Source organism: Serinicoccus sp. CNJ-927 (assembly GCF_001942435.1).
GTDB classification, from domain to species: Bacteria; Actinomycetota; Actinomycetes; order Actinomycetales; family Dermatophilaceae; genus Ornithinicoccus; species Ornithinicoccus marinus.
On the sequence record NZ_MKKF01000044.1, the window covers coordinates 181023 to 203492 of the forward strand.

Annotated in this window: 24 protein-coding genes and 1 pseudogene; 18 read left to right on the forward strand and 7 right to left on the reverse strand. The window is 73.6% G+C overall.

Annotation, left to right across the window (positions count from 1 at the left end; all coding sequences use genetic code 11):
* Positions 1-14: 14 nt before the first annotated feature.
* The 8 genes from glsA to BJF86_RS12040 all read left to right on the forward strand — a co-directional run bounded on the left by glsA (position 15) and on the right by BJF86_RS12040 (position 8418).
* Positions 15-1172, forward strand: a complete 1158-nt coding sequence (gene glsA, locus BJF86_RS17025) for a glutaminase A (protein ID WP_083653021.1) — start codon at positions 15-17, stop codon at positions 1170-1172.
* Positions 1169-1810 (forward strand): cyclic nucleotide-binding domain-containing protein, encoded by a 642-nt coding sequence (locus tag BJF86_RS17030; RefSeq protein WP_083653024.1) that lies wholly within the window; start codon positions 1169-1171, stop codon positions 1808-1810. Before glsA ends, BJF86_RS17030 begins: the two co-directional genes overlap by 4 nt.
* A 416-nt stretch (positions 1811-2226) precedes the next feature.
* Positions 2227-3147: a DUF559 domain-containing protein gene (locus BJF86_RS12015; RefSeq protein WP_237768196.1), complete on the forward strand. Its 921-nt coding sequence runs from the start codon at positions 2227-2229 to the stop codon at positions 3145-3147.
* A gap of 233 nt (positions 3148-3380) precedes the next feature.
* On the forward strand, positions 3381-4052 hold the full coding sequence (trhA, locus tag BJF86_RS12020; protein WP_075819228.1) for a PAQR family membrane homeostasis protein TrhA: 672 nt from the start codon (positions 3381-3383) through the stop codon (positions 4050-4052).
* Positions 4049-4693, forward strand: coding sequence for an alpha/beta fold hydrolase (locus BJF86_RS12025; protein WP_075819230.1), 645 nt, complete (start codon positions 4049-4051; stop codon positions 4691-4693). The genes trhA and BJF86_RS12025 overlap by 4 nt, the downstream gene beginning before the upstream one ends.
* Before the next feature lie 4 nt (positions 4694-4697).
* Complete coding sequence (locus tag BJF86_RS12030) at positions 4698-5282, forward strand: 2Fe-2S iron-sulfur cluster-binding protein (RefSeq protein ID WP_075819232.1); 585 nt, start codon at positions 4698-4700, stop codon at positions 5280-5282.
* The gene (locus BJF86_RS12035) at positions 5279-6280 is read left to right on the forward strand and encodes an FAD binding domain-containing protein (protein WP_075819234.1); all 1002 of its coding nucleotides are present in this window, start codon (positions 5279-5281) and stop codon (positions 6278-6280) included. Before BJF86_RS12030 ends, BJF86_RS12035 begins: the two co-directional genes overlap by 4 nt.
* A complete protein-coding gene (locus tag BJF86_RS12040; protein WP_075819236.1) occupies positions 6277-8418 on the forward strand; it encodes a xanthine dehydrogenase family protein molybdopterin-binding subunit in 2142 nt (713 codons plus the stop codon). The genes BJF86_RS12035 and BJF86_RS12040 overlap by 4 nt, the downstream gene beginning before the upstream one ends.
* A gap of 427 nt (positions 8419-8845) precedes the next feature.
* Here BJF86_RS12040 and BJF86_RS12050 read toward each other — a convergent pair whose 3' ends face one another.
* The gene (locus BJF86_RS12050; RefSeq protein ID WP_075819238.1) at positions 8846-9502 is read right to left on the reverse strand and encodes a DUF2461 domain-containing protein; all 657 of its coding nucleotides are present in this window, start codon (positions 9500-9502) and stop codon (positions 8846-8848) included.
* 74 nt (positions 9503-9576) lie between these two features.
* Here BJF86_RS12050 and BJF86_RS12055 point away from each other — a divergent pair, with 74 nt between their 5' ends.
* From BJF86_RS12055 to BJF86_RS12070, 4 genes are all read left to right on the forward strand, one after another.
* Positions 9577-10269, forward strand: coding sequence for a hypothetical protein (locus BJF86_RS12055; RefSeq protein ID WP_075819240.1), 693 nt, complete (start codon positions 9577-9579; stop codon positions 10267-10269).
* Complete coding sequence (locus BJF86_RS12060; RefSeq protein WP_075819242.1) at positions 10266-10712, forward strand: helix-turn-helix domain-containing protein; 447 nt, start codon at positions 10266-10268, stop codon at positions 10710-10712. The genes BJF86_RS12055 and BJF86_RS12060 overlap by 4 nt, the downstream gene beginning before the upstream one ends.
* 61 nt (positions 10713-10773) lie before the next feature.
* Entirely contained in the window at positions 10774-11499 is a 726-nt protein-coding gene (locus tag BJF86_RS12065) for a class I SAM-dependent DNA methyltransferase (RefSeq protein ID WP_075819244.1), read from the forward strand.
* 50 nt (positions 11500-11549) lie between these two features.
* The gene (locus BJF86_RS12070; protein ID WP_075819246.1) at positions 11550-12230 is read left to right on the forward strand and encodes a nucleoside/nucleotide kinase family protein; all 681 of its coding nucleotides are present in this window, start codon (positions 11550-11552) and stop codon (positions 12228-12230) included.
* A gap of 145 nt (positions 12231-12375) precedes the next feature.
* On the opposite strand, the gene BJF86_RS12075 is transcribed toward BJF86_RS12070, so the two are convergent.
* The 3 genes and pseudogenes from BJF86_RS12075 to BJF86_RS19855 form a co-directional block, all read right to left on the reverse strand.
* Positions 12376-12642: a YdeI/OmpD-associated family protein gene (locus BJF86_RS12075; RefSeq protein ID WP_075819248.1), complete on the reverse strand. Its 267-nt coding sequence runs from the start codon at positions 12640-12642 to the stop codon at positions 12376-12378.
* Between the two features lie 60 nt (positions 12643-12702).
* Positions 12703-13443, reverse strand: coding sequence for a PLP-dependent aminotransferase family protein (locus BJF86_RS18395; RefSeq protein ID WP_202817352.1), 741 nt, complete (start codon positions 13441-13443; stop codon positions 12703-12705).
* 538 nt (positions 13444-13981) lie between these two features.
* Positions 13982-14332 (reverse strand): annotated as a pseudogene (locus tag BJF86_RS19855) (GntR family transcriptional regulator); the annotation flags it as partial.
* Here BJF86_RS19855 and BJF86_RS12085 point away from each other — a divergent pair.
* Positions 14331-14990: a pyridoxamine 5'-phosphate oxidase family protein gene (locus BJF86_RS12085; protein WP_075819250.1), complete on the forward strand. Its 660-nt coding sequence runs from the start codon at positions 14331-14333 to the stop codon at positions 14988-14990. The pseudogene BJF86_RS19855 and the gene BJF86_RS12085 sit on opposite strands and share 2 nt — an antisense overlap.
* Here the strand turns inward: BJF86_RS12085 and BJF86_RS12090 are convergent.
* Entirely contained in the window at positions 14971-15549 is a 579-nt protein-coding gene (locus BJF86_RS12090) for a TetR/AcrR family transcriptional regulator (RefSeq protein WP_075819252.1), read from the reverse strand. The genes BJF86_RS12085 and BJF86_RS12090 overlap by 20 nt on opposite strands.
* A 90-nt stretch (positions 15550-15639) precedes the next feature.
* On the opposite strand from BJF86_RS12090, the gene BJF86_RS12095 reads away from it, so the two are divergent.
* Positions 15640-16116: a hypothetical protein gene (locus BJF86_RS12095; protein WP_075819337.1), complete on the forward strand. Its 477-nt coding sequence runs from the start codon at positions 15640-15642 to the stop codon at positions 16114-16116.
* 158 nt (positions 16117-16274) lie between these two features.
* Here the strand turns inward: BJF86_RS12095 and BJF86_RS12100 are convergent, their stop codons facing one another.
* Positions 16275-18317 carry an NADPH-dependent 2,4-dienoyl-CoA reductase gene (locus BJF86_RS12100; protein ID WP_075819254.1) on the reverse strand — a complete coding sequence of 681 codons (2043 nt, stop codon included), beginning with the start codon at positions 18315-18317 and terminating at the stop codon, positions 16275-16277.
* A 97-nt stretch (positions 18318-18414) separates the two neighbouring features.
* On the opposite strand from BJF86_RS12100, the gene BJF86_RS12105 reads away from it, so the two are divergent.
* From BJF86_RS12105 to BJF86_RS12115, 4 genes are all read left to right on the forward strand, one after another.
* The gene (locus BJF86_RS12105; protein ID WP_075819256.1) at positions 18415-18975 is read left to right on the forward strand and encodes a hypothetical protein; all 561 of its coding nucleotides are present in this window, start codon (positions 18415-18417) and stop codon (positions 18973-18975) included.
* Between the two features lie 107 nt (positions 18976-19082).
* Complete coding sequence (locus BJF86_RS12110) at positions 19083-19967, forward strand: alpha-amylase family glycosyl hydrolase (protein ID WP_237768197.1); 885 nt, start codon at positions 19083-19085, stop codon at positions 19965-19967.
* 11 nt (positions 19968-19978) lie between these two features.
* Positions 19979-20326, forward strand: a complete 348-nt coding sequence (locus BJF86_RS19000) for a hypothetical protein (RefSeq protein ID WP_237768198.1) — start codon at positions 19979-19981, stop codon at positions 20324-20326.
* A gap of 34 nt (positions 20327-20360) precedes the next feature.
* Positions 20361-21395: a lactonase family protein gene (locus BJF86_RS12115; protein WP_075819258.1), complete on the forward strand. Its 1035-nt coding sequence runs from the start codon at positions 20361-20363 to the stop codon at positions 21393-21395.
* Between the two features lie 36 nt (positions 21396-21431).
* Here BJF86_RS12115 and BJF86_RS12120 read toward each other — a convergent pair whose 3' ends face one another.
* The gene (locus BJF86_RS12120) at positions 21432-22433 is read right to left on the reverse strand and encodes an NAD-dependent epimerase/dehydratase family protein (RefSeq protein ID WP_075819260.1); all 1002 of its coding nucleotides are present in this window, start codon (positions 22431-22433) and stop codon (positions 21432-21434) included.
* Between the last annotated feature and the right edge of the window lie 37 nt (positions 22434-22470).

Below are 22470 nucleotides of genomic sequence, written 5' to 3' on the forward strand. Positions count from 1 at the left end.
TCAGGAGGAGGCACATGCGCAACCCGGTGCAGGACTATCTCGAGCAGATCGTGGCCCAGTGCGGCGACGCCGGGGGTGAGGTCGCGGGCTACATCCCCGAGCTCGCCGCGGCCGACCCCGATCGCTTCTCGCTGTGCCTCGCCACCGTCGACGGCCAGGTCTACGAGGTCGGCGAGAGCGACCACCGCTACAGCATCCAGTCGATGTCCAAGCCGTTCACGTATGCCCTCGGCCTGCACGACCAGGGGATCGAGGCCGTCGCGCGCAAGGTCGACGTCGAGCCCTCCGGCGACGCCTTCAACGAGATCAGCGTCTCCCCGGACACCGGGCGGCCGAAGAACCCGATGATCAACGCCGGGGCGATCACCGCCTCCTCGCTCGTCGCGGGCGACTCCGGGGACGAGCGGTTCGCGCGGGCGGTCGAGTGGTACGGCCGCTTCGCCGGGCGGGAGCTGGAGCTGGACTCCTCCATCTACTCCTCGGAGCTGGGCACCGCCCACCGCAACCGGGCGATCGCGCACATGCTGCGCGAGTTCGGGATCCTCGAGGGGGATCCCGAGGAGGTGCTCGACCAGTACGTCCGGCAGTGCTCGGTCGCCGTCGACACCCGGGACCTCGCGCTCATGGCGGCCACCCTCGCCAACGGGGGCCGGCAGCCGCGCACCGGGGAGCAGGTGCTGGACCCCGCGCTCGTGGAGCACGTGCTCTCGGTGATGACGACGTGCGGCATGTATGACGCCGCCGGAGACTGGGTGACGGCCGTCGGGATGCCGGCGAAGAGCGGGGTGAGCGGCGGGATCATCGGCGTGCTGCCGGGCCAGGTGGGGATCGCGGTCTTCTCGCCGCGGCTGGACCCGCACGGCAACAGCGCCCGCGGCGTCGCGCTCTTCGAACGGATGTCGACCGACATGGAGATGCACCTCATGCACGTCAGCCGGGGCTCGCGCAACGCCGTGCGGAGCAGCTACTCGCTGGCCAGCGCCCGCTCCAACACCCACTGGCAGGGTGCCGACGAGGAGGTGCTGGACCGGGTCGCGGACCGGGCGGTCGTCTACGAGCTGCACGGCGACCTGCTCTTCGCCGGGGCGGAGAAGATCGTGCGGACCGTCGTGGAGGACGGCCCCGAGCTCGCGTCTTCGACTTCACGCACGTCAACGACATCGCCGACGTGAGCCGGCTGACTCTGCTCGCGCTGCGCGACCGGCTGCGTGAGGAGGGCAGCGAGGTGATCGCGGTCGACCCGAGCGGGGTGATCCCCGACCCGGCGGAGGGCACCGACGAGGCCTCGCCCCGGTTCACCGACCTGCCGTCGGCGATCGAGTGGTGCGAGCAGATGCTCATCCGCACCTACTGCGGCCCGCGCGAGGAGCCCGACCCGGTGGAGGACCACCCGCTCATGCGCGACCTCGACGAGACGGGGCGGGCCGCGCTGGACGCGGCGATGACCCGGCAGGCCGTGCCGGCGGGGGAGGTCGTGCTCGCGGAGGGCACCGACTTCGCCGGGATCCACGTCATCGTGCGTGGTCAGGCGGTCGCCCAGGACAGGGGGCCGGACGGCGAGGTGACGACGCTGGTCCAGCTGGGGCCGGGCACGTCCTTCGGCGAGCTGGCCCTCGGCACCCGGGACCGGCAGGAGACGACGATCCGGGCCGAGACGGAGCTGGAGCTGCTCGTGCTCTCGGCGGCGGACCTGGAGCGGATCACCGCCGAGGACCCGGCGGCGGCGCTGCAGATCTGGCGGGCGATCGCCCGCGACGGCTACCGCGTCGCCGACCGGGCGCTGCGCCGCAGCGCCGTGCGGGTGGGCTGAGGGCCCGGAACCCGGTGAGGGCCCGACCGGCCATCGCATCGATCTGTTGTCCACAGGATGTGCACATCCTGTGGAGAACTACACCGGTGTAACTCGCCGGTCGCGGGAGGCCGGACGCAGCGCGGCGCCCGGACCGGCATACCCTCCGGTGTGCCGTCGGGGAGCACGTCAGTGGTGACGCCCACCGATGCCTCGCCGCCCGGTCACGGGCCCGACCCACCGCGAGTCTCAGCACCCAGGGCACCACGATGCGGGGATATGTCCGGATGCCGGGGCTATGACCCCAGCATCTGAACATCTCTCCGCAGGCGGGGGACGGTGGGGCGAGAGTGCCTGGGGTGGCGAGCTGCGCGGGCCTGTGGACAGCCGCCGAGAAGGGCGTCCGGTTCGGGCATGCTGGGCCGATGCGGGGGGACATGGTGAATCTGCTGGACGGTCTGGGGCACGTCGCTGCCACGGCCGATCTGGCGGCGTTGGGGGTGGGGCCGCGCGAGACGCGGGCGATGGTCGCGGACGGGAGCCTGGTGCGGCTGCGTCGGGCCACCTTCGTCGCTGGACCGGTATGGCGGGCAGCCGCGCCGTGGGCGCGTCACGAGCTGCGGGCGAGGGCGGTGCTGCGGGGGCTCGGCCCCGGCGCTGGGGTGGCGTTCGGCCTCCACAGCTCGCTGACCGTGCAGGGGGTGGGCGTCCACGGGGTCGATGACCGCGCTCACTTCTGCCGCACCGATGGTGGCCGCTCTTCGCAGGATGCCGTGATGGTCATGCACCGTCGGGTGCCCCGGGAGTTCCTCGTGGATCTCGAGTGGGGGCCCGCGGTGACGCTGGCCCTGGCGCCGTTGCAGGTGGCGGCCCGCTTCGGGGTCGAAGCAGGCTTGGTCAGCGCCGATGCGGTGCTGCGCGATCGGCGGGTCACCGTTGCGCAGCTGGAGGAGGCGTTGCCGGTCCTCGGTGGGGGTCGGGGCTATCTCTCCGCCGCGCGAACCGTGGCGCTGGCCTCGCCGTTGAGCGAGTCGGCCGGCGAGTCCCGTTGCCGCTGGGTGGTGCTGACCCTGGGCCTGCCGTTGCCGGAGCAGCAGGCGGAGATCGTCGACGGTGATGGGCGTTTCGTGGCTCGGGTGGACTTCCTCTACCGGGCCGAGAAGGTGGTCGTGGAGTTCGACGGGATGCAGAAGTACGACGACCCCGCAGCGCTGCGCCGCGAGAAGCTCCGGGAGGACCGCCTGCGGGAGCTGGGCTACGAGGTCGTCCGGCTGACCTGGGCCGACCTGGACGACCCTGCCGCCGTGGCCCGCAAGATCAAGGGCGCCTTCGCGCGGGCCCGTGCCCGTCGCCGCTGAGGGTCGCCCCTCGCCACCCCTTGCGGCCGGGCGGCATACCTCGGATCTCACCCGTCTCGTGGGCACCACGCTGCGGAGGTATGCCCGTCCGCGGGGGTTATAGACCCCGCGGATGTGCACACCTCTCGGCAGGACGTGACGCGTGTGACCGCGGGGGCTCGTGGGTGAGCCCCACCAGGCTGGTGTCGCGTCTACCCTGGTGGGGCAGGGCATACCTCCACCGGAAGCGAGCGATGGACACAGCGCAGCGCAGCCGTGACGGCAGCGTCCACGTCACCGACGAGCGGATCAACACGATCTCCCACCTCGTCGGCTCCTGCTTCGCGCTGCTCGGCGGCGGGTTGCTCGTCGCGCAGGCCGGCGCCGAGGGCGACCCCTGGAAGGTCGTCGGGTTGTCGATCTATGCCGCGTCGCTGCTCACGCTGCTCGTGGCGAGCACGCTGCACCACGGGCTCGACCTCAGCCCGCGCACCAACGAGGTGCTGCGGACGCTGGACTACACCTCGGTCTTCTTCCTCATCGCCGGGACGGTCACGCCGCTGGTCCTCGTGCTGGACCGCACCGTCTTCGGCTGGACCGTCCTCGGCGCGGTCTGGCTGATCGCGGCGCTCGGCATCGCGGCCCGGTCGGTCTGGCGGGACCTGCCCAAGTGGGTCACGAACACGCTCTACATCGTGCTCGGCTGGATGCCCGTCGTGCTGGTCCTCGGCGGCCTCAGCCTCCCCCTGGGTGCGCTCGTGCTCATGGCGGCCGGCGGTGTCGTCTACAGCGTCGGCTTCGTCATCTTCATCCTCGAGCGGCCCAACCCGGTCCCGGGCGTCCTCGGCTTCCACGAGATCTGGCACGTCCTGGTCGTCATCGCCGCGGCGCTGCACTTCCTGCTCATGTACCTCTACGTCCTGTGACGCCCCGGCTCCGCACGGTCCGGCAGCACCGGGACGAGCGCGCCCACGTCCTCGTCCTGCACGGCGGCCAGCAGCACAGCACCGAGCCGACCAGCTGGCGCCAGCTCTCGGTCCTGCGGAGCCGCCTCTTCGCCTCCGCCATGGCCAGGGCCGGCGCCCGGCACCGGATTGGCGTCTCCTTCCTCCGGTATGCCCGCCGCGGCTGGAACGACGGCGCGCCGCTGCGGGACGCGGTCTGGGCGCTGGAGCGGGTCAGGGACGAGCACCCGGGCAGACCGGTGGGGCTGCTCGGCTACTCGATGGGTGGTCGGGCGGCGCTGCGCCTGGCCGGCGAGGTCGACGCCCTCGTCACGGCGGCCGCCTGGGTGGAGGAGTCCGACCTGCCGCTGCTGCGCCCACCGGCCAGCGGGCGCGCGCTGCTCCTGCACGGCACGGAGGACCAGCTCACCTCGCCCGAGGGCTCGCTGCGCGCCACCGAGCGGCTGCGCGAGCTGGGCGCGGAGGTCACCCTTCGTGCCGATCTCGCCGACACCCACGGCATGATGCGGCACCGGGCGAACTGGCACCGGCTGGCCACCGCTCACCTCGTCGACGCCCTCACGACATCGGCATGCGCGCCCGGAGGTCGCGAGGCAGACTGAGGGGATGGAGCACGACACCGGCGGAGTCAGCACCCTCTCCACCAAGATCGTCGTCAACGGCACGCCCCAGGAGCTCACCCACGACGTCCGCACCACGCTGCTGGACGCGCTGCGCGACCACCTGGGCGTCACCTCGGCCAAGAAGGGCTGCGACCACGGCCAGTGCGGTGCCTGCACCGTCCTCGTCGACGGGCGACGCGTGGTCTCCTGCCTGTCGCTCACCGCGTCCCTGGACGGCACCGAGGTGGTCACCGCCGAGGGGCTGGGGAGCCCGGAGGACCTCAGCGACCTGCAGCAGGCCTTCGTCGACCGCGACGGGCTGCAGTGCGGCTACTGCACGCCCGGGCAGGTCTGCTCGGCGCAGGCGATGCTCGCCGAGGCCGCGGCCGGTATGCCCAGCCACGTCACCGACCCCTCGACGCTGGCCGACCCGGACGCCGCCGTCGAGCTCAGCGACGCCGAGATCCGCGAGCGGATGAGCGGCAACCTGTGCCGCTGCGGCGCCTACGTCAACATCGTCGCCGCGATCCGCGACACCGCCGCGCAGCGCGCCGCCGCGACCGGGCACTCCGAGGAGGAGACGTCGTGAGGCCGTTCACCTACGAGCGGGCGACGAGCGTCGCCGACGCACTGCGCCGCACGGCCGGCGCCACCGACGACGGGGCGAGCGCGGCATACCTGGCGGGCGGCACCAACCTCATCGACCACCTGCGCCTGGGGATCCGCGAGACCGACCGGCTCATCGACGTCAGCCACCTCGACCTCACCGAGGTGACCGAGCTGGAGGGTGGCGGGTTGCGGGTCGGGGCGCTGGCGCGCAACGCCGACGTCGCCGCGCACCCGCTCGTGCGTCGACGCTTCCCCGTCGTCAGCGCCGCGATGCTCGCGGGGGCCTCCGGCCAGCTGCGCAACATGGCGACCATGGGCGGCAACCTGCTGCAGCGCACCCGGTGCGTCTACTTCCAGGACCCGAGCACCCCGTGCAACAAGCGGGAGCCGGGGTCGGGCTGCTCGGCGATCGAGGGGCTGGGCACCTACAACGCCCTCATCGGCGCCTCCGACGCCTGCGTCGCGGTGCACCCCTCCGACCTGTGCGTCGCGCTCGCCGCGCTGGACGTCACCATCGTCGTCGAGGGACCGCTCGGCGAGCGCCGGATCGACTTCGCCGACCTGCACCGCCTCCCCGGCGACCACCCCGAGCAGGACACCACGCTGGACCGCAGCGAGCTGATCACCGCGATCGAGATCGCCGGTCCCGGCTTCGCCGCGCACTCCCGCTACCGCAAGCTGCGCGAGCGCGCGTCCTACGCCTTCGCCACCGTCTCCGTCGCCGCCGCGCTCGACGTCCAGGACGGCCGGGTCGCCGACGTGCGGCTCGGGCTCGGCGGGGTCGCCCACAAGCCGCACCGCGCCCGTCGCGCCGAGGACGCCCTGCGCGGCGGCCCGGCCACCCACGAGGCCTACGCCGCGGCGATCGCCGCCGAGCTGGAGCAGGCCCGCCCCGGACCGGACAACGCCTACAAGGTGCTCCAGCTGCAGCGCGCCGTCCCGGCAGTGCTGGACGCGCTGGCCGAGGAGGACGCATGAGCGATGCCGCGACCGAGCAGGGCCGGGACCGCGCGCGGGTCGACGCCCCGCTCAAGGTCGCAGGTCTGGCGCCCTACGCCTACGAGCACGAGGTCGGCGAGGCGCTCTTCCTCGCTCCCGTCCTGTCCACGATCGCCGCTGGCGAGATCTCTGGCATCGACACCGAGGCGGCGAGCGCGGTGCCCGGCGTGCGGCTCGTCCTCACCCACGACAACGCCCCGCGCCTCGCCCTGCCGACGCTGCCCACCCTCACCGTCCTGCGCAAGCCGCGGGTGCGCTACCGCGGCGAGATCGTCGCCGCGGTGGTGGCTGACAGCCTGGAGACCGCGAGGTATGCCGCCTCGCTCGTCCAGGTCGACTACGCCCCCGGCGAGCCAAACGTCCGGGTCGACGAGCACGGTCGGGACGTCCGGTCGCTGCGGCGGGTCATGGGGATCTACCCAGGTCAGCACACCGTCGGCGACGTCGACGCCGCCCTGGCTGGGGCGGCATACCGGGTCGCGGGCGACTACGCGACCCCCACCAACCACCACAACCCGATCGAGCCGCACAGCGTCGTCGCGCTCTGGCACGTGGAGCACGATCGGTGGGCGAGGCTGCAGCCGCGCACGACGCGGCTCACCGTGTGGGACAGCAACCAGGGCGTCGTCGCGCCGCAGGGCGTGCTCGCGGGCGCCTTCGGGCTGCTGCCGACCCAGGTCGAGGTGGTCTCGCCCTACGTCGGCGGCTCGTTCGGCACGAAGGGTATGCCGCACCCCCACCTCATCGTCACGGTCATGGCGGCGCGGATGCTGCCCGGGCAGGCGGTCAAGCTCGCGCTGACCCGGCCGCAGATGTTCGCGGGCACCGGCTACCGTCCCGAGACCCGGCAGCGGGTGGCGCTCGCGGCCGACGAGCAGGGGCGGCTGCAGGCCATCGAGCACGACGTCTTCGCCCCCGTGTCCCGGGTCATCCCGTGGATCGACCCGACCGCCGGCCCGAGCCTCGCGATGTACGACTCCGCCACCCGCCGCATCGGCTACCGCGCGCAGCACCTCGACATCGCGCCGGGCACCTTCATGCGCGCGCCGGGGGAGTACACCGGGATGTTCGCGCTGGAGACGGCGATGGACGAGCTCGCCCGGGAGGCCGGCATCGACCCGGTCGAGCTGCGGCTGCGCAACGAGCCGGAGGTCGACCCGGAGTCGGGCAAGCCGTGGAGCAGCCGCCACGTGAGCACCTGCCTGACCGAGGGTGCCCGGGTCTTCGGCTTCGAGCAGCAGCGGGAGCCGGGCGGTCGGCGCGAGGGCGAGTGGCTGCTCGGGCAGGGCCTGGCGTGCGCGGCCTTCCCGCAGATGGGCATGGGCCCGAGCCTGGCGCGGATCACGTATACCGGCGGGCGCTACGTCGTCAGCATGCAGGCCAGCGACATCGGCACCGGCGCGTGGACCGTGCTGGCGCAGATCGCCGCGCAGGCGCTGGACGTGGCGCAGGACCAGGTCGAGGCGCGGATCGGCACCACCGACGCGCCCTACGCGATCATCGCCGGCGGCAGCACGGGCACCTTCGGGTGGGGCTCGGCGGTGGTCGAGGCGGCGCAGGCCTTCCGGGAGGAGCACGGCAGCGCGCCCGCCGAGGGAGCCACGGCCCGCGCGCGCACCCGCATGCCCAAGGGGGTGCGTGGCGTGACCCGGATGGCCTTCGGCGTGCACTTCGCCGAGGTGGCGGTGAGCGAGGTGTCCGGTGAGGTCCGGGTGCGGCGCCTCTACGGCCACTTCGACGGCGGCCGGATCATGAACCCGCGCACCGCGCGCAGCCAGCTCGTCGGCGGTATGACGATGGGCCTGTCCGGTGCCCTCTTCGAGGAGTCCTACCGCGACCCGCGCTTCGGCCACGTCGTCAACGCTGACCTCGCGGGCTACCACGTGGCGGCGCACGCCGACATCGTGGACATCGAGGTCGGCTGGGTCGGCGAGCCCGACCCCTGGATGGGCGCGACCGGCGCCAAGGGCATCGGCGAGGTCGGGATCGTCGGGGTCCCGGCCGCCATCGGCAACGCGATCTTCGACGCGACCGGGGTCCGGCTGCGCGAGCTGCCGTTCACCCCGGGGCGGGTGCTCGAGGCGTGGGAGTCGGCGACGTCGACCTCCACGCGATGACCGGACGCCGTCCACCACGTCGGGCGGTGGTGGCGTCGCACGACGCCTGCTCGTCCTGACGCTGGCCACCGCCATCCTCGGGACCACGGCGGCCTGCGACGCCGGGCCGCAGGGGAGCCGAGCCCGGAACAGGTGGCCACCGACCTGGCCGCAGGGCTGGAGAGCGGTGACCTCTCCGCGGTGTCGCTCGTCGACAGCACCCCCGCGGACGCGACAGCCCAGCTGGAGCGCGCGCACGCGGCCCCGGCACGGCGGGCGTCCTCGGCGCGCAGCGAGGAGACGGCCACCTGCTCCAGCGAGGTGACCTCGACGAGTCAGACCCCGGTGCGCAGCCGTGTGCCGACCTCGACCCGGGGACGGTCCCACCGGCGGAAGGCCAGGTCGACGTCGCCAGCCCTGATCCCCGCCAGCTCGGCGGGGCGGATCATCATCGGGCGGCGGCTGCTGGTCGACCGGCGTCGGTCGCGGCCAGCCAGTCGACCAGCGGACGCACCTGCTCCCAGCGCTCACGGACCTCGTCGACGAGCCGGGGCGTGGTGACGATGTCGCCGTCCTCGACCCACCGCATACTGGCGAGGTCCTTGTGCCGCAGCAGCTCGATCCGCTCGTGCTCCCGGTCCCACCCGCGCGGCGCCGTCCTGACCCGCTCGCCGCTGATCTCCCAGTCCCCGCCGCGCAGGTCGGCCACGATCTGCTCGAGCTGCTGGCCGGTCCCGGGCGAGTGGACCGCGGCTCGGTAGGCCCGCAGCCGGGGGGAGTCCATGTGGTAGCAGCCGCCGCCGAGCAGCAGCCCGTCGGCGGACACCTGGACGTACCACCCGGTGGCCTCGGCCGTCTGCACGTAGGCACCCTGGTGCGTCTTGTAGGGGCTCTTGTCCTTCGAGAAGCGCACGTCGCGGTGCGGGCGGAAGAGCTTGGCCTCGCCGAACTCCGGCGCGAGCGCCTCGGTCAGCGCCACCAGCGGCGCCCGGACGTGCCGCTCGTAGTCCTCCTTGTGCGCAGCCCAGAACTCCTTGGTGTTGTCCTCCTCGAGCCGGGCATAGAAGTCTGTCGCGGCGTGCGGGATGCCGGTGAAGGAGGACATGTCTCCAGTGTGCCCGCACGAGCGGCGCGGCGGCAGGCTGACAGTGAGTTATCTGTTCCGATAACATCCGCAACATGGACGTCGACCTGGACGCAGTCCTCGCCTCTGCAGCTCGACTGCAGCAGATGGTCCCTGAGGCCGTCCTCGTCGGGGGGACCGCAGCTGCCCTGCACGCTGGACACCGTCTCTCCCTGGACCACGACCACGTCCTCAGCGATCTGTCGGAGCGGTATGCCCAGGTGGTGGAGGCGGTGGAGGCGAGCGAGGGATGGGTCACCAGTGTTCGCGCAAGCACGCCGCCGCTGACGTTGCTGGGTTCGTTGGACGGGATCGAAGCGGGGTTGCGTCAGTTGCGTCGCACCCGCCCGCTCGAGGTCGAGGAAGTCCCGGTCGGCGGTAGCGCCGGCACGGCGGTCCGCGTGCCGCCTCTTCCGGAGATGCTGCGGATCAAGGCATACCTCGTGGTGCAGCGCAACGCGGTGCGCGACTACCTGGACACCGTGGCGCTCGCCGACCGGCTGGGGCTCGACGAGGCCACCAGCGTGCTGGTCGGCATCGACGACTACTACGCCGACCGCTCGGGCGAGGCAGACTCGGTGCTGACAGCACTGGTGGAGCGACTCGCCGCCCCGCGGCCGCGCGACCCTCGGGTGATCGAGCAGCTCGGCAGCTACCGGGGTCTGGATGCGCGATGGCACGACTGGCACGCCGTCGAGAGCGTGTGTCAGGAGTTGTCCGACGGGCTTCTCCGGGCGGTGGAGTCGTGACGACTCGTCCTCCCCGCAATGTCGAGGTCGACCTTGGGCAACCGGTCGACACCTGGCCCTACGAGGCGGTCGTCGCACTGCTGGAGCGGGGAAGGGTCCGTGACTGGGCCAGGATCACGGCGCGCATCCGCCAGGACCCGTGGGGGCCGGTGGCGCGTCAGGTGGAGGACTACCTCGGCTACGCCGATGCCTCGGGAGTGACCGCGTTGCTGGGTCGCGCGATCGACACTGCCCGCTCGGAGGCAGCGGCCGCGGAACGCGCTGAGGTCGGCGACGAGGTCACTCGCCTGATCCGGGCGAGCGGTCTGACGGCGGGGGACTTCGCCCGCCGGATCGGCACGTCCCCCTCCCGGCTGTCGACCTATCGTTCAGGCTCGGTCGTGCCGTCGGCCGCGCTGCTGATGCGTATGCGGCGGGCTGCCGACGTCGCGGCCTCCCGCTAGCGGCCCGCTCAGGCTCCGAAAACTTCTCGCGCCCTGGTCCCTCCCGCGCCAGGCTGTGCGCATGACGACGAGCGACCTGTGGGACGAGGCGACGGCCGCGAGCTACGACGAGGCCTCCGCCGCGATGTTCGCGCCGGACGTGCTCGACCCGACGGTCGACCGGCTCGCCGAGCTGGCCGGTGAGGGTCGCGCGCTGGAGCTGGCCATCGGGACCGGGCGCGTGGGCATACCCCTGGCGGAGCGGGGGGTGGAGGTCGTGGGGATCGAGCTGTCCGAGCCGATGGCCGAGCAGCTGCGTCGCAAGGCGCCCGACCTCCCGGTGACGATCGGCGACATGGCGACCACGCAGGTCGAGGGCACCTTCGCGCTGGTCTACCTCGTCTTCAACACCATCGGCAACCTCACCACGCAGGACGAGCAGGTGGCCTGCTTCGCCAACGCCGCGCGGCACCTCGGGCCCGGCGGCCGCTTCGTCGTCGAGGTGGGGGTGCCGGCGCTGCGGCGGCTTCCGCCCGGCCAGGTCGCGATCCCCTTCGACGTCTCCGCCGAGCACGTCGGGCTCGACACCTACGACCCGGTGACGCAGCAGGCGATGTCGCACCACTACTCGCGCGAGGCGAACGGGTCCTACAGCTACTGGCCGCACCACTTCCGCTACGTCTGGCCCAGCGAGCTCGACCTCATGGCCCGCCTGGCGGGGCTGCGACTGGAGAGCCGGACCGCGGACTGGCGCGGCGCACCGTTCACCGCGGAGAGCGAGAGCCACGTCTCGGTCTGGCGCGCCTGATCCGGGCAGGTCCACGAGGGAGAGCACCGGTCGTCTGCGACGCTGAGGGTATGCCGCTCGCCCCGCACCTGCTCGACCTCGCCGATGCCCTGGTCCCGGCGCGAGGGCGCGCCCTGCTCGGCGTCGCCGGGCTGCCGGGCTCGGGCAAGACGACCTTCGCGCTGGACCTGGTCGCCGCTCTCGCGGAGCGGCACGGGTCCGGCCACGTAGGGCACGTGCCGATGGACGGCTTCCACCTCGCCGACGCCCAGCTGGAGCGGCTCGGGCTGCTGGACGTGAAGGGAGCCCCGGAGACCTTCGACGCCGAGGGGTATGCCGCGCTCCTGGCCCGCCTGCGCGACGACACGACCGACCCGGTCTACGCCCCCGGCTTCGAGCGCACCCTCGAGCAGCCGGTGGCCGCGGCCCTCGTGGTGCTGCCCGCGGTGCGGCTCGTCGTCACCGAGGGCAACTACCTGCTGGACCGGCACCCGCGCTGGCGGACCTCGCGGGCCCGGCTCGACGCGGTCTGGTGGGTCGAGGTCGACGAGCAGCTGCGGCAGACCCGGCTGGTCGAGCGGCACGTCGAGTTCGGCAAGACGCCCGAGGAGGCCCGCGCCTGGGTCGAGCGGGTCGACGAGGCCAACGCCCGCGCGATCCGGGACCGGTCGGACGCCCCGGACCTGGTGGTGCAGGCGGGCCCGGACGGGACGTGGGTCGGGACAGAGGGGTGTGTCGGCGCTGCTGGCTAGGCTCGGGACGTCACCGGATCACGGGGAGCCCGCATGAACACCACGAGTCCGCTGCGGGGGGTCGCCACGCTGAGCTACGTCGCCGACGACGTCACCCAGGCCCGCGACTGGTATGCCGAGCGCGACCTAGCGCGGCTGGGCCTGGTCAGGACCCGGTCCTCTCCCGGTGGCTGCAGCCGGGCCAGCAGCACGGGCGCCGCATCCCCTCCTGCAGCTCCTCCCGGGTCCGGCGGATCCGCCGGGCACGCGTCCGGTCCTGCTTGGCGTCCTCGACCCAGCAGATGAACTCGTTGCGAGCCAGCGGCGTGATGTCGAGCCACGCCTCGAGCGCGTCGCCGTGGTCGGTCAGCTCCGCGCGCAGGTCCTCGGGCAGGTCGTGCACCGCGCCGCCGGGCACCGTCGTGGTCGCCATGCTCCCGACTGTAGGGACTGCGCAGCGCAAGCGCGACACCCCCGAGGTGACGGATCCCGCTCAGCGGGGCACCGCCTCGGCGACCGCCGCAGCGACGGCTCGGGCGACGTCCGTCACGCGCGACTCCGGCATCCGGGCATATCCGATGACGAGCCCGGCTCGCGGCGTGGCGAGGTAGTAGTCGCTCAGCGCCTCCACCCGTATGCCGCGCTCGAGCAGCCGGGACGCCGTCGCGCGGTCGTCCGCGGCCGGGTCGGCCAGCAGGAGCACCAGGTGCAGCCCTGCCTCGACGCCGCTCACCCGCAGGTCGGGCAGGCGGGCCGAGAGCGCGGCCACGAGCGCGTCCCGCCGGGCGTGGTAGAGCCGTGCGGCCCGAGCCAGGTGACGGCCGAGCGCTCCGGTGTCGATGAGGTGGGCGAGCGCCCGGGCCGCGACCGGTGAGGCTCCCAGCGACAGGCTGTCCTGCGCCTCGCGCACCGCCGGCAGCACCGGGCGCGGCGGCACGAGCCAAGCCAGCCCGAGGTCGGGGGTGAGGATCTTGCTGGCCGTCCCCACGTAGGCGGTGCACGCCTCCGCGCCCCGGATCGAGCGCAGCGCGGGCAGCGGCGGCACGCCGTAGCGGAACTCCCCGTCGTAGTCGTCCTCGACGACCAGCTGGCCCCAGGCGCGGGCCCGCTGCACGAGCTCGACCCGCCGCGCGACCGGCATCCGCGCGCCCAGCGGGTAGTGGTGGGCCGGCGTGACGTAGACGGCAGCGTCGCTGTCGTGCAGGAGCGCCGGGTCGAGCCCGTCGTCGTCCACCGGGACGGGGCGGACTCGGGCGCCTCCTGGACGAACGCGGCCCGCGCCGGCGGTAGCCGGGGTCCTCCAGTGCCACCGTCCGGTCGGCGAGCCCGGCCGCGGCGCTGAGGATGCGGAAGGCCGCGCTGGCGCCCGGGACGACGACCACCTCGTCCGGGCTGACCACCAGCCCGCGCATCCGGCGCAGGTGGTCGGCCAGGGCGGCCTCGAGCTCGGGGTGCCGGGCTCGGCTGAGCGCCTCGGCACCCGGTGTGCCGGGTATGCCCTGCCGCCACGCCGCGCGCCAGTCCCGGTCGGAGATCAGGGCGGGCTCAGTGTGCCCCGGCCGGAGGTCGAGTGTGCCCGCAGCCGACCGGACAGGCCTGCTGTCCGCCTGCATCTGCGGCCGGACACCCCGTCCGTCCGCGTCTCCCTCCGACCGAACACCCCGTGGGTCCGCCGTCTCCCCGGACCCGCGCGGACGCACGGGGTGTCCGGTCGGGTCCGGCAGGTGTGCCGCGCGGGCCGCGACGTCGGCGCCGGGCAGGACCACCGTGCCGCTGCCCCGGCGAGCCTCGACGTAGCCCGCGGCCGCCAGCTCGTCGTAGGCATGGACGACGACGCCGCGGCCGACCCCGACCTGCGTGGCCAGCGCGCGGGTCGAGGGAAGCGCGTCCCCCGGCGCGAGCTCACCGCTGGCGATCGCGGTGACCACGGCGCCGCTCAGCCGGTGCGGCAGCGACCCGTCTCCGGCCGGGACCGAGATGGGCCCGGGCCACCGGACGGAGGGACGTCGGGCGGTGGTCCGGGTGGCGGGCAGGGGCATACCACCGAGTCTAGAAGTGGTCCGCCGATTCGTGCGTGGAGTGGATCTGGCGCAGGACCACCTGTCGGGGGAGGGTGGAGCCATGACGGACCTGTCGACCCCGACCCGCAAGCCCGAGCGCTACACCGACGACCGCGCCCGCCTGGACGAGCTGCTCGACGAGGTGCCTGTCGGCGTGCTGGCCACCGTGGTCGACGGTCTGCCGTGGACGGTGCCGATGCTGACCGCTCGGGACGGCGACCGGGTGCTCCTGCACGGTTCCACCGGCGCCGGTGCGCTGCTGCACCTGCGGGCCGGCGCGCCCGTCACGCTCACGGTCATGTCGATGGACGGGCTGGTCGTGGCCGAGAGCGCCTTCGACTCCTCGGCGAACTACCGCAGCGCCGTGCTGCGCGGGACGCCGGTCGAGCTCACCGGGGAGGACGCCCGGGCCGGGCTGGACCGGCTGACCGAGCGGCTGCTGCCCGGGCGCACGCGCGAGGTGCGCAGCAGCACGCGGCGTGAGCTCGCCGCCACGACGTGCCTGGCCCTGCCGATCGAGCAGGGGGCGTGGCTGTTCAAGGCGCGGACCGGCGGCACCGACCCGGCGACCGACGCCGACGTCTGGTCCGGGGTGATCCCGCTGCGCGTCGTCGCGGGTATGCCCGAGCCCACCCCCGGCGTCACCGCGCCGGTGCCGCCGTCGGTGCAGGCGGTGCTCGACGCGCACCCGGCCACCCCGGTCAGCGCACCACCGCGCTGACCGCCTGCTCCACGGTGGGGAGCACGTCCTCGACGGTGAAGATCGTGCCCGGCGTGATGAGCTGGACGCAGATGCCGTCCAGGACGCTGAGCACGAGCCGCATCGCCCGGTCCCGCTCCACGAGCAGCGCCCCCTCCTCCTCGAGCCGGACGAGCCAGCTCTCGATCCGGTCGCGGGACAGCGCGGCCATCCGCTCCAGGGTGCGGGTGCCGTGGTCGGTCGCGCCCGGGCCGACCGCCACGGCATACGACGCGAACCACATGGCGGTGTGCTCCGGGCGCAGGAACTCTGACGGGAAGTACTGCATCAGGCACTCGGTGAGCCGGCGGCGCGGGGCCACGCGGCGGTCCGCGATGCGCAGGTCGGGGAGCATCCGGTCCAGCGCCGGCTCGAGCAGCACGTCGAAGAGGTCGGCCTGGGTGGGGAAGTAGTGCCGCAGGGTGCTGGCGCCGATCCCGGCCTCCCGCGCCACGGTGCGCACGCTGATCGACTCGAGTCCCGACCGGTCGACCAGGCGTCGGGCGGCGTCGACGATCTGCTGGCGGCGCTCCTCGCTCATCCGGCCTCCTGGGTAGCACGGCGTACTAGCACAGTGTGCTAATCTTACGTTAGTACACCGTGCTAGACAACGCCGAGAGGGGACGTGACCGTGATCGAGGGTCTTCAGGAGTGGACCGCCGGGCTTCCTACCGTGCTGCAATGGCTGGGGGTGATGGCGGCCGGGGCGATCCCCTTCGTGGAGAGCTACCTCGGGTCCGTCATCGGTGTCGTGGCCGGGCTCAACCCGGTCGTGGCTGTGCTGGCCGCGGTCGTCGGCAACATCGTCACGATGACGCTGGTGGTGCTCTCCGCCGACTCGCTCCGACGTCGCCGCGGCACCGAGGCGCCCGAGCAGATGTCGCTCCGCAAGCAGCGCCTCCGCAGACTCTTCGACCGCTTCGGGGTCCCGGGCGTGAGCCTGCTGGGTCAGACCGTCCTGCCCAGCCAGATCACCTCGGGCGCGCTCGTGGCCTTCGGTGCCAACACCCGCGGGGTCATCGTCTGGCAGGTGGTCTCGATCATCCTCTGGGGCGTGCTCTTCGGCGTCCTGGCGACCCTCGGCGTCGACCTGCTCGCGACCGCCTGAGCGCTCTGCCCCGCGGCACTGGAGCCGGTGCCGCGGACCGGCTGCCGGGTCAGGACCTACTGGCCGGGTGCCCAGGGCGTGGAGGTCGACCTCGACGACGGGTCGACGCTCGCGGCCGACCTGCTCGAGGCCCACCGCGTCAGGCCACGCCCGGCGCCTCAGAGCCGGGCGGCCAGCTCGGTGGCCTGCGCGATCGCGCGCTTGGCGTCCAGCTCGGCGGCGACGTCGGCCCCGCCGACCACGTGGACCGGCACCCCGAGCGCGGCGAGCGGCTCGGCCAGGTCGGTCACCGACTCCTGGCCGGCGCACAGCACGACCGTGTCGACCGCCAGGACGTGCGGGCGCCGCTCGCCCTTGTCGCCGCCCTCGACGGGCAGCGTGAGGTGCAGGCCGTCGTCGTCGATCCGGACGTACTCCGCCCCGCCGACGAAGCCGACACCCGCGTCTCGCAGCTCGGTCCGGTGCACCCAGCCCGAGGTCTTGCCCAGCCCCGTGCCGTGCCGGGAGGTCTTGCGCTGCACGAGGTGCACCTCCCGCGGCACCGGCGGGTGCTCCTTGTCGCCCAGCCCGGCGCGCTCCTCCCACGGGTCGGCGATGCCCCACCGCTCGCGCCACTCGTCCACGGTCTCGTCGGGCTCGTGCAGCAGCGCCCGGCTGACGTCGAAGCCGATGCCCCCGGCGCCGATCACCGCGACCCGGCGCCCGGCCCGGTCCGGCTCCCGGATCGCCTCGGGATAGGTGAGCACGCTGGGGTGGTCGATGCCCTCGATGTCGGGCACCCGCGGCGCCACACCGGTCGCCACCACGACCTCGTCGAAGCCCTCGAGGTCCGACGAGACGACGCGCATACCGAGGTGGACGCGCACACCGCGGACCCCGAGCATGTGCTCGTAGTAGGCGATCGCCTGGCGGAACTCCTCCTTGCCCGGGATCTGCGCGGCCAGCCGGAACTGCCCGCCCACCTCGTCGGCGGCCTCGAACAGCTCGACGGTATGCCCGCGACCCGCCAGCTCGACCGCGCAGGCGAGCCCTGCCGGCCCGGCGCCCACGACGGCGACCCGCCTGGCCGACCGGGTGGGGCTGAGCACGAGTTCGGTCTCGTGCGCGGAGCGCGGGTTGAGGATGCAGGTGGCGCGCTTGTTGTCGAAGGTGTGGTCCAGGCACGCCTGGTTGCAGGCGATGCACGGGATGATCTCGGCCTCCCGGCCCTGCTCGGTCTTGCGGACCCAGTCGGCGTCGGCGAGCAGCGGGCGCGCCATCGACACCAGGTCCGCCTCCCCGGCCGCGAGGATCTCCTCGGCGACCTCCGGGCGGTTGATCCGGTTGGAGGCGATGACGGGCACGTCGACCTCCTGCCGCAGCCGGGCGGTGACCCAGGTGAAGGCGGCGCGGGGCACCGAGGTGACGATCGTGGGGATGCGCGACTCGTGCCAGCCGATCCCGGTGTTGAGCAGGGTGACCCCGGCCTCGACCAGCCGGTGCGCGAGGTCGACCGTCTCGGCCCAGCTCTGGCCGTCGGGCACCAGGTCCAGCAGGCTCATGCGGTATTGCACGACGAAGTCGTCGCCGACCAGCTCCCGGGTGCGGCGCACAATCTCCAGCGGGAAGCGCATCCGGGCGGCCGCCGAGCCGCCCCATTCGTCGGTGCGGTCGTTGGTGCGTGCCGTGAGCATCTGGTTGACGAGATAACCCTCGGAGCCCATGATCTCGACGCCGTCGTAGCCGGCGCGCTGGGCCAGCCGGGCCGAGCGGGCGAAGTCGTCGACGGTGCGTCCGACCTCCCGGGTCGACAGCGCCGAGGGCCGGAACGGCGTGATCGGCGACTTCTCCCGGGACGCCCCCTGGGCGAACGGGTGGTAGGCGTAGCGCCCGGCGTGCAGCAGCTGCAGCAGGATCGCGCCGTCGTGCTCGTGCACCGCGTCGGTGACCGTGCGGTGCCGCCGCGCCTGCGCCGTGCGGACCATGCTCGAGCCGAAGGGGAGCAGCCAGCCGCGCCAGCTCGGGGCATACCCACCGGTGACCATGAGCCCGACCCCGCCCTCGGCGCGGGCACCCAGGTAGGCCGCGAGCTTGTCGATGTCGCGCGCGCGGTCCTCGAGCTTGGTGTGCATCGAGCCCATCACCACGCGGTTGCGCAGCGTGAGGGGGCCGAGGTCCAGCGGGCGCAGCAGGTGCGGGTATGCGCTCGCGCTGGGGGTCATTACCCCACAGTAACCGCCGGTGCATCGGTATCTGGCGGCAACCTTCCGCCTCCTCGGTGCGACATGGGCATACCACTGTCACGACGAGGAGGTCGTCATGAGAACCACACCACGCGCCCTGCTGGCCAGCGCCCTGCTGGCGGGCCTGGCGCTCACACCGGTCACGCTCGCGGCACCCGCCGCCACCGCCGCGCCCTACTGCGGCATCACCTGGGGCTCGCTGCCCAAGGTCACCGGCTACGACACCGAGCCCGCGCCGCTGACGGACGTCCGGGCCGGGCGGCACTCCTGCTTCGACCGGGTCGTCCTCGACGTCTCCGGCGACGCGGGGGAGTACTCGGTGCGCTACGTCAGCACCTACCGCGCCCCCGGGAGCGGGCAGGCGCTGTCGCTGCGCGGCGGGGCCAAGATCGAGGTCGTGGTCGGCAACCCGACCTACGACGGCGACGGCGACCCGGTCTACGACCCGCGCCGCCCGGCTGAGCTGGTCGGCACCGACGGCTACCGCACGCTGCGCCAGGCGCGCCTCGGCGGGAGCTACGAGGGCCAGACCTCGATCGGGCTCGGGGTGCGGGCGCGGCTGCCCATGCGGGCCTTCGTGCTCGACGGCCCCGGGTCGGGTCAGCGGCTGGTCATCGACGTCGCCCACCGCTGGTGAGCACGCCCTTGCCCGCGGGTTCGTCGGCTGTCGGCCTGCTCGTGCTGGTTGGCGGCTGACGGACCGGCTGGCAGTGCGGGGAGGAGGACCTGCGAGAGGATGGGCCCATGGCCCACACCCCAGCCCCCGGCGCCCAGCGGCTGCTCGACCACGCGATCTGGTGGCACGTCTACCCGCTCGGTGCGCTCGGCGCTCCCGCCGTGCTGGAGGGCGGGGTCGACGCGCCGGTCGAGCACCGGCTCCCACGGCTCGTGGCCTGGCTGGATCACGTCGTCGAGCTCGGCTGCTCGGGGGTGCTGCTCGGGCCGGTCTTCGCCGCGTCGAGCCACGGCTACGACACCCTCGACCACGACCGGGTCGACCCCCGGCTGGGCGACGAGGGCGACCTGGACCAGCTCATCGAGGAGGCCCGGGGGCGGGGCCTGTCGGTGCTGCTGGACGGGGTCTTCAACCACGTCGGCGCCGACCACCCGATGGTCCACGACCCGGACCGGGCGCACTTGCTCAAGCAGGGCGAGGACGGCCGGCCCGCGGCCTGGGAGGGGCACGAGGGGCTGGTCGAGCTGGACCACGGGAATCCCGATGTCGAGCAGCTCGTGGTCGACGTCATGCTGCGCTGGCTGCGGCACGGGATCGCCGGGTGGCGGCTCGACGTGGCGTATGCCGTGCCGGCCGACTTCTGGGCGCGGGTCACCGCCCGGGTGCGCGAGGAGTTCCCCGACGCGCTCTTCGTCGGCGAGGTCATCCACGGCGACTACGCGCAGGTCGTCGCCGACAGCGACCTGGACACCGTGACGCAGTACGAGCTGTGGAAGGCGGTCTGGAGCTCGATCCACGACACCAACTGCTGGGAGCTCGCGCACGCGCTGGGACGGCACGACGCCCTGCTCGACTCCTTCGTGCCGCAGACCTTCGTCGGCAACCACGACGTCACCCGCATCGCCACGCAGGTCGGCGAGGAGGCGCGGCGCTCGCGCTCGCGGTGCTCATGACGGTCGGGGGCATGCCGTCGATCTACTACGGCGACGAGCAGGCATACCAGGGGCTCAAGGAGGAGCGGCTCGGCGGCGACGACGCCATCCGCCCCGAGCTCCCGGCCACCCCCGCCGACCTCGACCCGGCCGGGGAGTGGATGCGATCGCTGCACCGCGGGCTCATCGGGCTGCGGCGCCAGCACGCCTGGCTCGCGCGCGCCCGCACCGAGGTGGAGACGCAGAGCAACGAGGCGATCACCTACGTCTCCTCAGGGCAGGACCAGTGGCTGCGGGTGGAGCTCTCGCTCGCGCCGCAGGCGCAGGTGGTCGTGACCGGCGCCGACGGAGAGCTCTTCCGCTGGGCGGCGGGCGACTGACCACGCTGTCCGCGCGACGGCATACCGTGGAGGTATGACCGAACTCGTCCTCGTGGCCAACGCCGGCGACAGCACGGTGAGCACCTTCCGGGTCGACCCTGACGGGCCGGCGCTGCAGCGGATCGCGGTGAGCGAGGTGGGGCAGGGGTGCGGCACCTTCGTGATCGACGCCGAGCGCGACCTCGTCTATGCCGCCGCCAAGGGCGACCCGCCCGGCATCGACGTCTTCGCGCTGGAGCGCAGCAGCGGCCGGCTCGAGCACCTGTCGCGGACCGACGTCGAGAGCTCGATGACCTATCTCGCGCTGGCCCACGGCGGGACCCTGCTCGTCGGGGCGTCCTACGGCGGGGGGAGCGCGCAGGTCTTCGGCGTCGACGGCGACGGGCACGTGGAGGAGCCCACCGCCGCCGTGAGCTGGCCCAACGCGCACTGCGTCGCGGTCGCCGGCGACGGCCGGCACGTCTACGTCGTGTCCCTCGGGGGCGACGTGGTCGCGCAGTACGCCCTGTCGCCCGCGGGCGTGCTGTCGCCGCTCGCGCCGCCGACGGCCGCCGCGCCGGAGGGGTCCGGCCCGCGGCACCTCGTGCTCGACGCGGACGAGTCGCACGCCTACGTCATGACCGAGTTCTCCGGGGAGGTGCTGACCTACGCCCGGGACGGCAGCGGCGACCTGGTGCTGACGGGCCAGGTGCCGGCCTATGCCCAGGACCGGGGGCTGAGCCGCAGCGAGCTCGGTGCCGACCCGATCGAGGGACACCTCATCTGGGGCGCCGACCTGCACCTGGCCCGGGAAGGGCGGGTCCTGCTCGCCAGCGAGCGCTGCGAGTCGACGCTCGCGAGCCTGCCGGTGGCCGACGACGGGTCGGTGGGCGAGCCGGTGTCGTTCATCGACACGGTGACCCAGCCGCGCGGCTTCACCGTGCTCGCCGGGGGCGAGCTCGCCGTCGTCACCGGTGAGCAGGACACCGACGTGGCGCTGGTCTCGGTCGGCGCCGACGGCGTGCTCACCGAGATCGGCCGCTACGACACCGGCGCCGGCGCCAACTGGGCCCGCTCGATCACCGTCTGATTCCCACCGAGCGTCGCGAGTGGTTGGCCTGTGGGATCAGGCGCGGGTGTCGGGGCTGTCCAGCCTGGCCCGGATCTCCTGCTCCTCGGCATCGGTGAGCCCGGCCGCGCGCGGGGCGTCGCGGGTCCCCTCCCAGGCCAGCGTGTCCGCGAGCGTCTCGGCCAGCGGCCGTAGCCGGAGCCCCGACGCGACGGCGCGCGAGATGTCCAGGGCCGTGGCCTGCCGCAGGTCCGGGTCGTCGATCCACAGCGGCAGTGACCGTGGGCCCATCCACGCGTTGACCCCGAGCTCGGCGAGGGTCGGCAGGTCAACGGGCCGCGCCGGGACGCTCGCTCCGGCCGCCCGGGCCGCGGCTGCGAGCATCTCGCCCAGCGGCACCACCTCGCCGGTGACGTTGAAGGCCCCGTCCAGCCGCTGCTCCGCGGCGTCGGCCAGCCACGCGGCGAGATCCCGGACGTCGATCACGGCCACGGGGAAGTCGGGGTCGTCCGGCACGATGACGTCAGGTCCGCTGGGGTGCGCGAACCGCCACGGCCAGTAGCCCAGGCGCCCGGAGACATCGCCCGGCCCACCGATCAACCCGGCACGCGCCAGCGTCGCGCTCCCTCCGGCGGCGGCCATCCCCTCCCGCACCGCCTTCTCGCAGGCCACCTTGGCCGGGCCGTACTCCTCCATCGACCCCATCACGTCACCCGCCAGCGGCTCGACCAGCGCGTCGGTCTCGACCGGACGGACGCCCGGCGCGGGGGCATACACGTTGGCGGTGGAGACGAAGACCCAGTGCGGCGTGCGCAGCTCGGCCACCGCGCGCCGCACCTGGCCGGGCTGCCGCGTGACGTCGATCACGGCGTCCCACTCCTCGTCCCGCACCTGCGCCAGGCCGTCCGGCTCGTCCCGGTCACCACGCACGAAGGTGACGTCGTCAGGTGGAGGTGCGCTGCCCCGGGCGAGGCAGGTCACGTCGTGTCCGCGGCCGGTGGCCTCGGTGGCGACGGCGCGGCCCAGGAAGGCGGTCCCGCCGAGCAGCAGCAGTCTCATGGCTCAGGTCTACCAGCCCCGCCCCCTGGGCGGCCGG

Excerpts from the sequence above, each read along its gene's own strand:
- glsA (WP_083653021.1), top strand. The coding sequence starts at position 15 with ATGCGCAACCCGGTGCAGGACTATCTCGAGCAGATCGTGGCCCAGTGC.
- BJF86_RS12070 (WP_075819246.1), top strand. The coding sequence starts at position 11,550 with ATGCCGCTCGCCCCGCACCTGCTCGACCTCGCCGATGCCCTGGTCCCG.
- BJF86_RS12030 (WP_075819232.1), top strand. The coding sequence starts at position 4,698 with ATGGAGCACGACACCGGCGGAGTCAGCACCCTCTCCACCAAGATCGTC.
- BJF86_RS12105 (WP_075819256.1), top strand. The coding sequence starts at position 18,415 with ATGAGAACCACACCACGCGCCCTGCTGGCCAGCGCCCTGCTGGCGGGC.
- BJF86_RS12120 (WP_075819260.1), bottom strand. The coding sequence starts at position 22,433 with ATGAGACTGCTGCTGCTCGGCGGGACCGCCTTCCTGGGCCGCGCCGTC.
- BJF86_RS12075 (WP_075819248.1), bottom strand. The coding sequence starts at position 12,642 with ATGGCGACCACGACGGTGCCCGGCGGCGCGGTGCACGACCTGCCCGAG.
- BJF86_RS12115 (WP_075819258.1), top strand. The coding sequence starts at position 20,361 with ATGACCGAACTCGTCCTCGTGGCCAACGCCGGCGACAGCACGGTGAGC.
- BJF86_RS12085 (WP_075819250.1), top strand. The coding sequence starts at position 14,331 with ATGACGGACCTGTCGACCCCGACCCGCAAGCCCGAGCGCTACACCGAC.
- BJF86_RS12015 (WP_237768196.1), top strand. The coding sequence starts at position 2,227 with ATGGTGAATCTGCTGGACGGTCTGGGGCACGTCGCTGCCACGGCCGAT.
- BJF86_RS12050 (WP_075819238.1), bottom strand. The coding sequence starts at position 9,502 with ATGTCCTCCTTCACCGGCATCCCGCACGCCGCGACAGACTTCTATGCC.
- BJF86_RS12055 (WP_075819240.1), top strand. The coding sequence starts at position 9,577 with ATGGACGTCGACCTGGACGCAGTCCTCGCCTCTGCAGCTCGACTGCAG.
- BJF86_RS12040 (WP_075819236.1), top strand. The coding sequence starts at position 6,277 with ATGAGCGATGCCGCGACCGAGCAGGGCCGGGACCGCGCGCGGGTCGAC.
- trhA (WP_075819228.1), top strand. The coding sequence starts at position 3,381 with ATGGACACAGCGCAGCGCAGCCGTGACGGCAGCGTCCACGTCACCGAC.
- BJF86_RS12090 (WP_075819252.1), bottom strand. The coding sequence starts at position 15,549 with ATGAGCGAGGAGCGCCGCCAGCAGATCGTCGACGCCGCCCGACGCCTG.
- BJF86_RS19000 (WP_237768198.1), top strand. The coding sequence starts at position 19,979 with ATGCCGTCGATCTACTACGGCGACGAGCAGGCATACCAGGGGCTCAAG.
- BJF86_RS12100 (WP_075819254.1), bottom strand. The coding sequence starts at position 18,317 with ATGACCCCCAGCGCGAGCGCATACCCGCACCTGCTGCGCCCGCTGGAC.
- BJF86_RS12110 (WP_237768197.1), top strand. The coding sequence starts at position 19,083 with ATGGCCCACACCCCAGCCCCCGGCGCCCAGCGGCTGCTCGACCACGCG.
- BJF86_RS12065 (WP_075819244.1), top strand. The coding sequence starts at position 10,774 with ATGACGACGAGCGACCTGTGGGACGAGGCGACGGCCGCGAGCTACGAC.